This is a genomic window from Paenibacillus sp. FSL R7-269 (assembly GCF_000517865.1).
Classification (GTDB): Bacteria; Bacillota; Bacilli; order Paenibacillales; family Paenibacillaceae; genus Paenibacillus_AQ.
Genome location: NZ_ASPS01000047.1, coordinates 90,408 through 104,503 on the forward strand (window position 1 = coordinate 90,408; position 14,096 = coordinate 104,503).

Sequence of the window (14,096 nt, forward strand, 5' to 3'; positions counted from 1 at the left end):
GAACAGAACGATTTTCAGGTAATGCTTGATAATACGATTATTTATTTCCACGGTAAGTCCGTAAGTCCTCCCTATCATGATACAGCGTATTACGTTGGCGCAAACTTCGATATAGATTATCTCACAAGCCTAACTTATAGCAACCTTCTCCTCTCTCGTGCGTCTACAATTGCAGGAAGAATAAAACATAAATTGGAACAAGGAGGATTTGCATTAGTGAACACAATGTTGAAAAAAGGCGTTGCCGGGTGGCTTATCGCGTCAATGCTATTCACTGGAAGTGCCTTAATGGGAACGGCTTCAGCCGCATCAGCTGCCATTCAGATCTCGATGAACAACTCGTTTGTGGATACAGATGTGGCCCCATATATCACGAATGGCACGACGATGGTCCCCCTGCAGGTGGCCCAAAAAATCCCCGGCAGCTCCATCCAATGGAACAACGCCTCGAAAACAGTCACGCTTACCCGGGACGGACAGACCGTGACCTTAGTGGCAGGCCAACAAACAGCAAAGATCGGTAATAAAGAAGTGAAACTCGAAGCAGCTTCGGTCATCCGAAAAGGGCGGGTGATGGTTCCCTTACGCTTCATCGCTGAATCGACCGGAGCCTATGTCTTGTGGAATCCCAAGCAGCGGATCGTCTTCGTCGCTTCGAGGCCCAGTGAAGAGCTTAAGCAGCAATTAGCGTCCTCTAATCTGGCTGAAGCCCGGACCGCCGCCCTGAAACTGCCCAGAGTTAGCGCACTTAAACAATTTGAAGTGAGTGGCGTAGAAGGAGGCAATTTCGATTACTATTTCCCGGAGGGCAGGGCCGACCAATTTTTCCTATCCGGGGGTAACAGTATCTCTTACTATGAGGTTGTGGGGGACCATAGCGAAGTCAAGTGGACCGCCACCTTCGACTGGAAGGTTAAAGCAGCAAGCGGACTGTTCTTTAAACCTTACCAAATTACCAACCAGGACGGCACACTCCCCAAACTAACGGGCCGGGTCGTATTCTACCATTTCATGGGACATATTGGAGCAGCGGGTTATGGATTCATTGATCCTGACGGGAACGTGACTACTTTGGGAATGAAGGATATGAATTCTGAGGTGTTTTTTGAGATTCCGGGAGAGGTGAAGCCTTAACCCATTGTCATTGAAAAAGCGGACAACGTAGCTCTATCCAGGCGTTGTCCGCTTTAGTGTGCCTACCAACCATTTTGCCGCATCCAGGAGGTCCTTCGCAATATAATCTGGTGCTGCCTGCTCATACCACAGGTGACGGTATTTATCCAAAGACTGCAAGCATATCGGTCAAAACCACATCGCCAATCACCGCACACCGGGTATCACCCACAAATTACAGCTTGAAGAGTCAAGCGGACTCACCTCTTTTTCCTGAATACTCCAAAAATTATAATAAAAATAAGAACAACGATTATGAACCCGCTCAACGCAATCCCCCCCTTTTTTGGGATTATATCATGAGCATTATGGTATGAATATCAGACTCTTAGTGTGAGTGTAGAGATTGATCCTTTACCAATTCCCAGTTTATCATTCCGTTCTCTACTCCGGTTCGTGTAAAACTCAATTTCTCCAGAACTCTGATAGACGGAATATTATCGATAAGGCACTCGGCCACAATTTTTTGGACTTTTTTTGATGATAAGGCCCATTCTATAATAGCTCCTACCGACTCAGTGGCTATACCCATATTATGCATCTCAGGAATAAGGCCAAATCCAACTTCTACAATTCCTTGATGATCAGGCTTTCCCTTGAAGCCAATATCACCGATAATTTGTTGATTATCCGTCAAGGTTACAAACCACGCACCCCAGCCTAATAATTCAGGGTCCTCTTTAAGCTTATCTAAATAGTTAATGATATGATTTCTAACAGAATATGTTTCTGATACTTTTATGTAATTTTCTTGGGTAAAAGGGGTAATGCTGAGCCGTTCTGTCTGAATGTGCATAATTAATTCCTCCTCTTGACTGGCTGCGCATGGAATAATTATACAAACAGACTTCTTTAAAAACCAGGTGAAAGTTGAATAAAACCAAACTACACTGCCCTAACTTTAGGGGCGTACTCGCCACACAGAACTAACATCCCCGTTAGCGAGCTAACTTGAAAGGTAGACATGAATTTATTTTACACAGATGACTCGTCCGTTTGTCATTTGAATTAATTCTTCGGGTGTTAATTGAAACACAGCTCTTGGATGTCCGGCAGCAGCCCATATCTCTCTATATTGTAACAAATCTTGATCAACAAAAGTGAGGATCGACTCTTTATGTCCTAAAGGCGGTACGCCTCCAATAACAAATCCTGTGTGTTCACGTACAAAATCAGCGTCAGCTTTTCCCAATTTGTCATTCAGATAGCTAATAATTTGTTTTTCGTTAATCCGGTTGACTCCGCTTGCTATAACCAATAAGGGTTTATCTTCATTTTTGAGCCGAAAGATAATGGACTTCGCTATGTGTGCAACCTCGCAGCCTATCGCATCGGCAGCTTCCTGTGCAGTTCGTGTACTGTCAGGCAGTTCTACAACTTGATTTGCATACCCCAGTTCCAATAGTTTGTTTTGAACCTGCTGGGCACTATCTTTAAGTTGACTTGTCAACGTGTATTCCTCCTTAATCATTACATGCAATTAAGAATCCATATAATGCATAATCACATGTATCGTCACATCTTCGTCCGATTTATTGATATAACGGTGTTCAATATTGCCTGTAAATTTTATAGCCTGGCCTTCTTGTAATTCGTATATTTCGTCCTTAATCTGTAGACTGAACACTCCGGAGGTAACCGTGATATACTCTTGAACCCCATCATTGTGCGGGAATGAAACATAGTTACAAGTAGGGCTGAGAATAATCGTAAACGTTTCAATACGTGTCTGCGGATCAAATGGAAACAGTAAGTACACTCTACATTTTCCATTGTCTTCTGTTAAATCTGGAATTTCTTTTCGAGTTGCAATGGATACTAATGCGTCATCCTCTTTAAGTAGAGATGAGAACGAAATATTGAGTCCCGTAGCAATTTTCCACACGGTTGTCACTGTGGGCTGCGTTTCTCCCCGCTCAATTTGATGAAGCATACCTTTGCTAACCTTCGTTAAATCAGCGAGCTTATCTAAGCTTAACTGCCTATTCTTTCTAATACGCTGCAGGTTGTTTCCTATCCTGATGTGTATAGCATTCAAGAAATAGCACCTCCTTCTTGTTCATTATAATATACAAATATAGCACTATACAATACGTTCCATGAAGTAACCCAAACCCCGTCCACTCTCATTCTCATCAATGAACAATGGTGCAATCCATGACGATAAATCTTTTCGACTTGTCGTTCTCCAATAGTAGGAATGTGTATGGCAACCCAGCTTCAGCCGATAAACTTTTGTCGATTTTTGGGAGGATCACCTTCTTTACATTTGGCCACTTTTCTTTAACCTATTCAGCAAGCTCAATATACCGCTCTGGACACTCTGTTATAGATTTAATACCTTGCATTAAGTCCACTCCTTGAAAAAGCTGCTTCCAGTTTACACTTTAAGTTAACTATGGGATGGGAAATTTCATTTATGTACTCTGCACGAGATGAGGCCAGTGAACAGTAGACGTATACTGCGCACTAAAGGAGGGATAGTACGGGGAGAAAACTCAGCTTGTCGCGGCAGCTCTGAACTAAAAACCAAAGTCAAAGACTGCCGCTGTTATTGTTTAACTAACGTTTCTTCGTTAGTTAAACGCAAAATAGTTATTCATTAGTCAAGTTTAATAAACTTATCAAAGCAGTATGAATCTTTGTCATAGCCATTTTGTTCATAGAAAGCATGAGCCTCGGTTCGCCTCATCCCTGAGCATAGAATTATGCTGGATATTCCGCAATCTTTCGCATAATTTTCAGTGTATCTTAACAGTTTAGTGCCTACCTTTTGTCGCTGAAAATCATTATGTATAGCAAGTCCGGTTATATGCAGATAATCATTCGCAGACCCTACAGCTAATGCATGAACGCTAGATATAAAACCAACAACATGGTTCTCAAGTAACGCAACAAACGTTTTGTAATTGCCCGCCATTCTCATCTGTTCCATCTTAACGCGAAAGTTCTCATCCGTAACAGTATGAACGCCAAGTACATTGTTCCATAAGAAAACAACTTCATTATAATCGTTTGCTATAATTTCTCGTATCTTAATTTCCATACCCTGCCCCCGTTATTAAGATATTCACAATAAAGTATTCGTCGATTAAATGAAGCAATCCTGCCCGTTAGCTTAATGAAGCATTTTCATCGAGAGTCATAGTGCTTGTTGGACAGTCCGAGAATAAGGCGTAACAGAAAGGGGATTTTAATTTGTACACTGTTTACAAGAGTGGACTAGTGAACTTTTGACGTATACTGTTCAGTAAGAGCGGGATAGTACGGTGAAAATTCAACCTATCATGGCAGTTCCGAACGAAAAACAGAGTCATAAACTGCCGCTATGTTGATGAAACAACGTTTCTCGTTAGTTGAACAGACTAATCTACTAAAGTTGAAACTCTAATTGATAATCGTTTGGATCGTTTTCGTATAGTTTCTTATTTATCTCTACCGTCTCTTTACAGCCAATTGCAAAATAAAATGCAACCGTCTCCTCGGCAGAACCAGCACAAATATATATTTTATCTGCTTTCCACGCTTTAGCTCTTTCTGCGATTATTAAGAATAGCTTTCTACCAATTCCTTTATTCCTATGCTCTAATGAAATAAATAACTGGTCTAATAAAACGTATTTATATTTTTCACCAAAGAACTCACGATTTAATGTTGCGAACCCTATTAATTTGTTGTTTTCATCAAAAGCACCAACCGCTTCACCGTTACTTAATATAGTTGCTTTTAAACTGTTGAAATGATGTTCATAACCATTAGCCCAATCAGAATCTTGATAATTAATTTTGACTAACTGGCGTTTTCCATCAACTTCTCTCCATGCATTATTTATGTATTGTGAAGGATTTATATCATTTATCAGTACACACTCTTCAATCGCTAATTTTCTATACTGCATACTCAATATAAATTACCTCCTCTAGCTTCATCACTCATATTACTTTCGATCCCTTTATACACCTTAATAAATTCTTCACCTTCATTCAGAGAATCCAACAGCTTTAATAGACCAGGAGTACCCACAATTCCATACCACCTCGAAACCTCATAACACGCCAGTTCATAGTTCATACGACTTTGAGCATTAGGCTGGAATGCAGAGTGGGAGTCCAATAGGTCGAAATTTATTGATTCTTTGCCGTCTTTCGTTTGGATTTTCCAAGTTTTTTCATTATCTGTAAATCGGCCATCGACCATAGCGGCTAGCCCCTCATCAAACCATACTGGCACTTTGCTGCTGTTTTTGAGCCTCTTTCTTAATTCTGCATGGGTGAATTCATGAGCAATAACATTCTCGTTATAACCCCTTGAGCCGATAACAATGTAGTTATTCCATGGATAATAATAAGTTTGTCCAATATCAGAATCCGCATAATTATCCAAAGCCTTTTTTGATTTTGCATAGATTACAACAGGGGCCGATTCTTTTGGACCAAAAAGTACATTAATTTTCGCAGAAGATATTTGAACAAAATGGATTAGTTCTGCTTTTTCACTCTCATTGATTTCAGGTTCAACGAATACATTAGGAGCAATTTGGTTCATTCTAGAGTATTTGACTAATACAGCATTTGTTTGCTTCGCATAACTCAAATACAAGATTAGTACGACAAGAGCGAATATCAGAATGGTAGAAAAGGTGATGATTTTGATCCTTTTGGATCTGAGTAGTATCAATGTAGTATTCTCCTTACGCATATAGCACACCATGTTTAATAGGAACAAATCATGTTGCGATAAATTACTTTATAGTGTCGTACTAGCTTCAGTCGATAAACTTTCATCAATTTTTGGGAGGACCACCTTCTTTACATTTGGCCACTTTTCTTTAACCTATTCAGCAAGCTCAATATGACGTTCTGGGCACTCTGTTATAGATTTAATAACTTGCATTAAGTCCATTCCTTCAAAAAATCTGCTTCCAGTTTACACCTTATGTTAACTTATGGGATGGAAAGTTTTATTTAAAGTTACTGAGAGGGAAAAATCATGTTAGATTGCTTTCTTAAAAGATTAACTCACAATCATTATGCTCCCATACATCAAATAAGTTTCCATCTAGGTCTTCAAAAACAAAAAACTTGCCGTAAATGCCTTCATTGCTAATAGGTCTGGTCGTAACTCCCCCAGATGTTAGCCTCATGTGTAATGAGTCAATATCATCTGTAAAAAATGTTACAATCCACCTTTGCCGTCCATTTACTTCAAACACTGCTCTTGTGTCATTATCAGATTCAATTAAATCAATTATTGGACGGCTGTCCCTGAATAAGCTTAAATAGTTTCCCCTATCATTTCTGATGTTAAAACCAAAATGACTGACAAACCATTCTGCAGATTTTTTTACATCTTTAACCGGAATTACATTATATGCGATTCCTAAGATTTTTCCATTTTCCATCTACTCAGCCCCTTTCTTAATTTATCTCGATAATTATTTCAAGGTGGTTACCATACTATCCTGCCCGCTGGCTTAAATGGTTTTTTCATAGAGCGTCATAGTGACTATTGCGCAGTACGAAGAAATAGTAAATGTATGCGTTATCAAATTACGCTCCCACAGGGGGAGCGACCAAACGAAGATGAGTTATATACGCAAACTGTGTCGTAAGAAAGCGATTGGACGTTACCCCCAAATATTAAACGACGGCGGCCTTGAAGGAGTAAACAAAGCCAAAGACTGCCGCAGCGTTTTGAACTAGCGTGTTCTGCTAGCAGAACGATAGTTCGAATAATACATCAATTAAAAAAAGGACTTTGGATACTTCAACTCGCCCTTAATTGTTGTTTTTATCTTTCCTTCTGTTAATTCAAAGACCATAAAAACGTCATCTGGTACGTCAAATTGCTTTAGTTCAAATCCACAGTTTCTCGCTGGCTTAAATCCAAATTTCGGATAATAAGTCGGATGTCCTATTATTACGAATACAAATTCATAACCTAATGCTTCACATCTTTTTAAGCCTTCTTGAATTAGTGTACCACCAATCCCTGTTTTTTGGTTGCTTGGCAATACTGCAATAGGGCCAAGAACTATGACCTCATGAGAGTGTTCATCGTCAACAATTTCAGCTTTGCTAAATAACGCATGACCTACTATTTTGTCATTTTATTCCACAATAAGGGATAGTTCAGGGATGAAATCATCAGATATTCTAATGCTTTCAATTAATTTTGATTCATCTTCCCTATTTCCAAAAGCCAAATAATTCAATTTAAATACTTCACCAAAATCATTTAATTGTTCTGATCTAACTTTAATGTAAATCGCATCCTTTTCTTTTTAATGCAAATAATATTACACCAATTTCTTCTTCGAGATTGGGAAAGTACTCCTATAGTCAAAATTTACTGCCTGGGAGCTTAATTAATCTCCTTTATCATCGAGAGCCATAGTGATTGTTGCACAGTCCGAAGATAGGGCGTAACAGAAAGGGGATTTCAGTTTATGTACTCTGCCAAGGGTGGACCAGTGGACTATTGACGCAAACTGTACAGTAAAGGGGGGGTATGTACGGTGAGAAACCGCAGCCTATTGCGGCAGCTCTGAACGAATAACAAAGTCATAAGCAGCCAATGTGTTGTTTAACTAGCGTTTTTCGTTAGGTTGGTTAATTTCCCACCACCATGTCTAAATATTTCTTTAAGTTATCTTTGGCGTAAGAATTATTAGACCAAGCTCCTAAATTCCAACTCATATATCTAAGTCCCAGGTAGCGGGAAGCAATTCCATACATTTGACTGAAATGATCATAAGAAAATTCTATGCTTTTATCAGCCAGTAGCCCCCTGTAATCCTTAATTTGTTCCAAGGTAACACAACGGAGTGGGATATCTAAAAATAAAGAGCCATACCTAGCTGCTTCCCAATCAATAAAGAGTACATCAGAATTGTTATGTACCAATACATTTCCTGGATTAAGGTCGTTATGAATTAACGTTTGGCTGCTTTCATCATTTATTACATGTTTAATATCCTCAATAATCGTATCAGCAACAGCTTCCACTAAGGGGATGTAATGCCCGAAGATATCTATAAACTGTTCATTTTTCTTAGCAGCTTGCCATTGGGGTCTCCACCACTCGAATATCGTCTTTTCTATATATAAGCTGTCTACTTCAGGTAACCATGAAAGTTCGTTTCTTTGGCCAAAGTTAGAGGCGTGAATGTAGGCTAGTGCCTTCGTTTCACTCTTCTGAAGTAAACTAACATTTATGTTACTATAGTTTGTTTGATAATCAACATCCTGTATGCAAATAAGAAACCTTTCATCTAATTCAGAACCATAGGAAAAAGAAAAAGGTACACTTGCTCCTTGGGAGTAAAGCCTCGTCAATACCTGTCGTTCTATCATGGTTGCATATTTTGAAACAAGGGACCACTTCGATGTTTCGTCAAGTATCTTCAATTGTACACTATGGCGCATTAACTCAACTGCTTGTAAGCCCATACTAATAGGCGTGCTTTCAATACTTACAACTTCTGCATTAGGATCTATATATTTCTTTACAGTCTCTTGTACCAATCTTAGGAGGTAGTTATTTATTAACGTCAATTTGTTCACCCATTCATATGACATTTTGCCTAAATATACCATATTGCTCATTTTCAATGTGAGAAAAGTTTAAGACCTTTTGCTTCACTAATCTGTCTGTTAGCTTAATGCCTGGCATACGGCGTAACAGAAAGGAGTGAAACCATGGACTATAAGCAGAAGACCTTCATAGAATGTGGATTGCGGCAGCGTAAGGCTTGAGCCGGCGAAAAGAATGACGACCCATGCGGCGCGCTTACTGGTTGTATCATCTGCCCGGTTGTGACCATCGACAAAAGCTCTCAGGAGTTCGCGAAGCACAACCCGTGGTTACAGCCGTATGTTGGACTGCGCAATCTGATGATTCAAATGTACAAGACACGCGGAATTAAGCCGGTCGAAGACGCAGCGGAGGTTGAGCGGTTAATGAGACGAAGATCAAGGGATTGCAGGTTAGCTATCAAATCGTTTGGAATCATCTGTATGACACTCAGGACCGCGAGAACAGGTAAATAAAAAAGCCTGATATAAGCCAGGTTTAAGCATTCTTGTGTCTAAAGAAACCAACGGCACAGCTAAAAGTCGTTAAACCAAACATAATAGCACGATATTCGATATACATAAAATCGAGAGTCAAAAAAATAGTTAAAGCAGATAGCCATATCGTGAAATATGTACTTTGGCTTCGAGTCATGTTAAATCATCCTTCCAACAAGGTATATAAATACAATATATACCATTACAATAAAGGGTTGCAATACATTTATTGCAACGCTCGAATTAGGGTAGAGAACGAAGAATCCGAGGACAAGGATTGTGGGAGGGTTAACCTCCCTCTCCCTCGAAGGAGAGGACACATAACCATTATATATTGAAAGAACAATGATACAAACAAGTTACTGAGCGCCAGGGGCTTAATAAAAACAGCTACAAAAATTGGTATACGTATGCGCAGTGCATATAATCCATGCTACCATGCACTGGGGGGGCTTGGATCTCCCCTCTAAAAACCAATTTACTTTTTCTTACGCTTACTTAGGAACACAGTCCAACAACTAATAGCCGCGAGGAACGCAAGAATAACTGGTACTAATTGATTATTAGTCAAGTGCCACACCTCCAAGTTACAAATAATTCCACCTTTCTTTTGTGAGTTGAAACATGAAGCTGTAATGTTATGTTCAAAATTTATCCGGATTTTTAACTCTAATGGAGACTACTTCTCCGCACTTTTTACAAAATGTATATATAACCGGGGAGCCAAAAGAAAATGTTTTACCAATCGGCATTAATCTAGCATCCACAGCGTTCACTTCACCTTTAGCAAAGGTAGTACCTCCACAAGCTTTACAAGTTGTGTTTTCTTGAATCATAATAACCATCCTCAACAGAATATTTTTCCATTAATACGAATTATCCCAATGGTAGGTTTCATTAATAAAATGTGTTAATGCACACGTAACAGATACTGCCAGTGAAAACTAGACGCGTATTAATCAGCGAAGAGGCCCCTTCGCTCCCTATGAGAGAAGAGGCCTATCCGTGCGTGGGATATCAGAACTGATTCGCAGCTAAGTTTTGCAGCAGGAGATTGTTATATTTAGCCGCATGTTTTTGCTCATCCAGAATAATGCCATACAGAGTATCCTTGTAAATGCCGTACGGAAGACCGAACCATATCTTTCGATATTTCTCAACAGCAGATAATTCACCTTGGAAGGCTTGTTGCAACCCGGCAATATATGAATTAACATTATCCGGAGCTTCGTTGCTAACTCCTGTAACTTCATGTCCTGTTAATTCCCTATACATTTGCCGAAACATTTGATTATGTCCTCTTTCATCATTCCGGATAGAGGTAATCACGTTAACTTGTTCTTGGTTCGGAGCCAGTTTGATGAGTTGATCATAAAAAAGTTCATCATTCCGTTCACCTTGTACCGCATTCCTTATTAGTTCAAGTGCTTCTTGTGTTGTAGTGGCCCAAACGGGGACAAATTGTGATCTATACCAATACGGATAAATCCTATTCATGAGCTTAACCTCCAGAAATGTAAATAATCACATCATCAATTATATGCATAGAAGCCCAGAGTGTGATTATTCGAGAAAGGTTTATCAGCACCGTGATGTTGATTCATCCTATATTAAAGCTCCCACCAAACGTAGTACGTGCCTAGCAGCTCTGTAAGCTGGTTGATCGTAGCGAGGCAGTCTTGCGAACATTCGGTGATCAACATACCTTGGATGAGCGGCATTGCGAGATAGAGCTTACTCAGTACTGCCGTTTCCACTGGAAAAGCAGGCTTTTCCCGCGACACACGAATTCGCCATGATTCCATGAGCAACTTCTCATACTCTTCCCGTGTGTCTGGATCACTATAAAGCAACTGCTCGATATGCGTATCCATCATGATTGGCAACTTCGCTGCTTCGAATGCGTCCTTATGTACTAAGCGGCTCACCAGCCTCCTCATGATCGCGTTTACGCCAATGTTAGCCGGGGAAGCTTGCATACGAGCTTCTTCCCATATGAGCTCGGTGACCTGCTTGCCAGCTTCGAGTGTGAACTGGAGATTTTCATTTGTATAGCTCATCGCTTCAAAAAGTTCACTAGTCGAAATAGTCAGATAACCGCCGACAAATGCACTTCTGACCCAGGAGTCCAGGTGATCTGCATGAAGAATTCCGTCCTTGTTCCTCAATAGGCTTCGCTTTGATCCATCTATATAGCCCATAACATCAGTTGTACGAATATTTGCACGGACTAGGATGTCGACAATCTCCTGTGAAAACACGGCCTCCCGCGTCCATTCATGATGATCCACGCCTGGAAGGGATTCTAGTGTATGACTGAAAGGCGCATGCCCGATATCATGCAGTAATGCTGCTGCCCGCAACGTATGATTATCCGGCTCAAAATGCGCTATAAGCGCAAATACACCTAACGTGTGCTGTAAGCGGCTGTAGGTATGGTGGGTATTGATGAAAGAAGCTCCTCCATGCCGAATGTAATGAAGCCGCCGCACCTTCTTGCTTCGGAGCAGCGCTTTTTCTTCATCGGTGAGCTGAATCCGTAACTGCCATAGCGGTTCATATATTTCGTCTAATGCACCATCAAGTCTTAACCGAAAGTCCATTCCAATGGTTCCTCCTGGGTTCTCCTTTATTCTTCAACCTCAAATATTGAATCAATAATGATTGGAAGATTATCTCTAACCGAAACAGCTCCAAACACTGATCGTGCATGGACACCCTTTTCTCCGAAAACATCCAACATAAGATCAGAACAACCATTTAACACTTTATGATGTTCTTCAAAATTAGCGACCGCATTAACAAAGCCCTGAATTTTAACCACTCGTTTCACTTTATCCAGTGTACCTAAAGCAGCTTTTAGTACAGCCATAATTTCAATCCCAGCCTGCCGTGCAAACTGATAACCTTCTGCGGTTGTATACTCTTGACCTAACTTTCCTTTAGGCGTTCCAGCAGGTCCCTTACCTGAAACATACAATAACCCGTTTACTTTAACGAAGTTTGCGTACTTAGCTGCTGGTTCGCTTGCATTGGGGAGGACGATTCCTAATGTTGCTATTCTACTATCTACTGTTTGTTCAGTCATTTTTCAATCTCCTCACGCATCATATTTGGAAGAATTATACTACCCAATGAGGTAAGGAGCAACAATTAGTCTAGCAATGCTTCAATCGGATACTAATCCGTGGTCATACGCTTATTCTCTGAATCTTCGAGCGGGATATATAATATACCGGACCCATTATTTCGATTTTGCCGTCTTTTACACGAATCGCACTCTCCTGCTCTGCCGCATATACATCGATCTCCTCCGATAAGGGGAACAGGTAGCCTTGGATAAACGAGGCATAGTCGCGTTGCGAGTGTGATTCATAGGCAAACGGATCAAAGCCCAACCCATCATGAATTGTATCTATTTCCACTGAATGGGCGGCGTTATGCGAGGTTACCCATTTGGCAGACATGTTCAACGAATCGGCGCTAGCTCCCAGGATAACTGCATTGCTATTTCTAATCACATTCGTCAAATCGTATTCCGCCAAAAAATTATGCTGCTGAACTGGATATCCCCCACATAATAAAATGACCGACGCGTTCTGAATCCATTGCCGGGCCTCTTCCTTCTGCATGCGGTAATCGATGAAATGATACTCATCAAACCTAAGATTAGCCTGATGGAGCCATGTCCATTCCGTTATATCCTCAAGGTTAATCTGTTCATCATCAAAATCAGAGGGTTGAGCGCTAATCATAACAAGCGATTGTCTGTCTTGAATATCCTCCTGCAACCATTGCATCAGCCCCTCTGGCAAAATGCCATTAAACCAACTGAAATAATAGTGAGTACTCATGCTTCGTTACCTCCATATGTATGATTTGCCTCGTTAAAGCAGTTTAATTTAGCTTCAGCCGTCAGCATGGCGCTGGTGAGTGTAAGATAATTCCCGTCATTCCGGGCAATCGTTCTGAAATACAGGCTGCGCACGATATTTTTCCCATTCACTCTGGCGACTCTCTGTGCGCGTGTATCCGGCCATTCCATGCACTGCGACAAGCTATGAATCCAGCCGGCAATCTCCTGTTGCGGAAGCAGCTTTTCGCGGATCATCGTTTCCACAACACTAGCCATGCGTTCGTCTTCCTCCTCGTCAAAAATCCGAACACCGTTATGCAGCATTCCTGTAATCGCCTCTAACACCTCATGCTGCACCGCAATGTCACTTTCCTCATAGCGGATCAGCTCCTCCAGAGCATCTGCCCCGTGAGCTGCGGCATGAGCCCAGCCTTCGGCTGCCAGATAACCGCGCAGGTCCTTCTCCTCCTGATAGTAGCGAAGCAAGGACAGCTTTAGATACTGGAAGTCTTTTGGCGGCAAGAACGGATGAATCCTGTCCCGCTGCATAATAAGAGCGATAGGCAGAACCGCGAATGCCCTGGTTAGTACACTGTGACCGCCCTCACTTCCAATCCGGTAGAACAAATGCTGGTCGTCCAGCAAGACAGTTAATAGATGCCGCATTTCCTCAGCTGTGAGCTTATTATCGCGCTTCAGCCATATGTAAAAGGTAGAGTAAATATGCTCACGAAGCTCAGGCTCCGGGTCACCCATATGCCTCAGCATCAGATCGGTGAAGTCTTGGAAGCTTTCTCCCTCTCGCAGGATATACTGTTCTTCCTCCAATCTGTGCAGCTTGTGTATCAGTTCTGTCCGTGTGTCCTTCGTACCCCATTCATTGACTTCTTCGTCCAAAATGCAGGCTTTCATCTAGTCGGTTCACTCCTAACCTAGTTATAGCGGCGGTATGTATTTCTCCCGGCAATATCCCTACTATAAAATACAATGACTGA

General features: G+C 41.1%; 16 protein-coding genes. 1 reads left to right on the forward strand and 15 read right to left on the reverse strand.

The window, feature by feature from the left end; genetic code table 11:
* Window positions 1–225: 225 nt before the first annotated feature.
* Entirely contained in the window at window positions 226–1,134 is a 909-nt protein-coding gene (locus C162_RS20795; protein WP_235218492.1) for a copper amine oxidase N-terminal domain-containing protein, read from the forward strand.
* Window positions 1,135–1,501: 367 nt separating this feature from the next.
* Here the strand turns inward: C162_RS20795 and C162_RS20800 are convergent, their stop codons facing one another.
* From C162_RS20800 to C162_RS20860, 15 genes are all read right to left on the reverse strand, one after another.
* Window positions 1,502–1,969, reverse strand: a complete 468-nt coding sequence (locus C162_RS20800) for a GNAT family N-acetyltransferase (RefSeq protein WP_036697246.1) — start codon at window positions 1,967–1,969, stop codon at window positions 1,502–1,504.
* A gap of 174 nt (window positions 1,970–2,143) precedes the next feature.
* A complete protein-coding gene (locus tag C162_RS20805) occupies window positions 2,144–2,623 on the reverse strand; it encodes a YbaK/EbsC family protein (protein WP_036697247.1) in 480 nt (159 codons plus the stop codon).
* 30 nt (window positions 2,624–2,653) lie between these two features.
* Window positions 2,654–3,211, reverse strand: a complete 558-nt coding sequence (locus tag C162_RS20810; RefSeq protein ID WP_036697249.1) for a helix-turn-helix domain-containing protein — start codon at window positions 3,209–3,211, stop codon at window positions 2,654–2,656.
* 564 nt (window positions 3,212–3,775) lie between these two features.
* On the reverse strand, window positions 3,776–4,219 hold the full coding sequence (locus tag C162_RS20815; protein ID WP_036697251.1) for a GNAT family N-acetyltransferase: 444 nt from the start codon (window positions 4,217–4,219) through the stop codon (window positions 3,776–3,778).
* 327 nt (window positions 4,220–4,546) lie between these two features.
* Window positions 4,547–5,071, reverse strand: a complete 525-nt coding sequence (locus C162_RS20820) for a GNAT family N-acetyltransferase (protein ID WP_235218493.1) — start codon at window positions 5,069–5,071, stop codon at window positions 4,547–4,549.
* A 2-nt stretch (window positions 5,072–5,073) separates the two neighbouring features.
* Window positions 5,074–5,850: a hypothetical protein gene (locus tag C162_RS34520; protein WP_051493795.1), complete on the reverse strand. Its 777-nt coding sequence runs from the start codon at window positions 5,848–5,850 to the stop codon at window positions 5,074–5,076.
* 328 nt (window positions 5,851–6,178) lie between these two features.
* Entirely contained in the window at window positions 6,179–6,574 is a 396-nt protein-coding gene (locus C162_RS20830; RefSeq protein ID WP_036697255.1) for a VOC family protein, read from the reverse strand.
* Between the two features lie 342 nt (window positions 6,575–6,916).
* Window positions 6,917–7,273, reverse strand: coding sequence for a GNAT family N-acetyltransferase (locus C162_RS37005; RefSeq protein ID WP_268748815.1), 357 nt, complete (start codon window positions 7,271–7,273; stop codon window positions 6,917–6,919).
* A 511-nt stretch (window positions 7,274–7,784) separates the two neighbouring features.
* The gene (locus tag C162_RS20835; RefSeq protein ID WP_162174487.1) at window positions 7,785–8,729 is read right to left on the reverse strand and encodes a phosphotransferase; all 945 of its coding nucleotides are present in this window, start codon (window positions 8,727–8,729) and stop codon (window positions 7,785–7,787) included.
* 1,160 nt (window positions 8,730–9,889) lie between these two features.
* A complete protein-coding gene (locus C162_RS35525) occupies window positions 9,890–10,081 on the reverse strand; it encodes a hypothetical protein (RefSeq protein ID WP_076161985.1) in 192 nt (63 codons plus the stop codon).
* A 181-nt stretch (window positions 10,082–10,262) separates the two neighbouring features.
* Complete coding sequence (locus C162_RS20840; RefSeq protein ID WP_036697259.1) at window positions 10,263–10,742, reverse strand: ferritin-like domain-containing protein; 480 nt, start codon at window positions 10,740–10,742, stop codon at window positions 10,263–10,265.
* A gap of 113 nt (window positions 10,743–10,855) precedes the next feature.
* Complete coding sequence (locus C162_RS20845) at window positions 10,856–11,848, reverse strand: HD domain-containing protein (protein WP_036697261.1); 993 nt, start codon at window positions 11,846–11,848, stop codon at window positions 10,856–10,858.
* Window positions 11,849–11,874: 26 nt separating this feature from the next.
* Window positions 11,875–12,333, reverse strand: coding sequence for a RidA family protein (locus C162_RS20850; protein ID WP_036697263.1), 459 nt, complete (start codon window positions 12,331–12,333; stop codon window positions 11,875–11,877).
* Between the two features lie 103 nt (window positions 12,334–12,436).
* Complete coding sequence (locus C162_RS20855; RefSeq protein ID WP_036697264.1) at window positions 12,437–13,099, reverse strand: cyanophycinase; 663 nt, start codon at window positions 13,097–13,099, stop codon at window positions 12,437–12,439.
* A complete protein-coding gene (locus tag C162_RS20860) occupies window positions 13,096–14,013 on the reverse strand; it encodes a DUF2785 domain-containing protein (RefSeq protein WP_051493796.1) in 918 nt (305 codons plus the stop codon). Before C162_RS20860 ends, C162_RS20855 begins: the two co-directional genes overlap by 4 nt.
* Window positions 14,014–14,096: the final 83 nt, after the last annotated feature.

Excerpts from the sequence above, each read along its gene's own strand:
- C162_RS20795 (WP_235218492.1), top strand. The coding sequence starts at position 226 with ATGTTGAAAAAAGGCGTTGCCGGGTGGCTTATCGCGTCAATGCTATTC.
- C162_RS20800 (WP_036697246.1), bottom strand. The coding sequence starts at position 1,969 with ATGCACATTCAGACAGAACGGCTCAGCATTACCCCTTTTACCCAAGAA.
- C162_RS20815 (WP_036697251.1), bottom strand. The coding sequence starts at position 4,219 with ATGGAAATTAAGATACGAGAAATTATAGCAAACGATTATAATGAAGTT.
- C162_RS20820 (WP_235218493.1), bottom strand. The coding sequence starts at position 5,071 with ATGCAGTATAGAAAATTAGCGATTGAAGAGTGTGTACTGATAAATGAT.
- C162_RS20830 (WP_036697255.1), bottom strand. The coding sequence starts at position 6,574 with ATGGAAAATGGAAAAATCTTAGGAATCGCATATAATGTAATTCCGGTT.
- C162_RS35525 (WP_076161985.1), bottom strand. The coding sequence starts at position 10,081 with ATGATTCAAGAAAACACAACTTGTAAAGCTTGTGGAGGTACTACCTTT.
- C162_RS20840 (WP_036697259.1), bottom strand. The coding sequence starts at position 10,742 with ATGAATAGGATTTATCCGTATTGGTATAGATCACAATTTGTCCCCGTT.
- C162_RS20845 (WP_036697261.1), bottom strand. The coding sequence starts at position 11,848 with ATGGACTTTCGGTTAAGACTTGATGGTGCATTAGACGAAATATATGAA.
- C162_RS20850 (WP_036697263.1), bottom strand. The coding sequence starts at position 12,333 with ATGACTGAACAAACAGTAGATAGTAGAATAGCAACATTAGGAATCGTC.
- C162_RS20855 (WP_036697264.1), bottom strand. The coding sequence starts at position 13,099 with ATGAGTACTCACTATTATTTCAGTTGGTTTAATGGCATTTTGCCAGAG.
- C162_RS20860 (WP_051493796.1), bottom strand. The coding sequence starts at position 14,013 with ATGAAAGCCTGCATTTTGGACGAAGAAGTCAATGAATGGGGTACGAAG.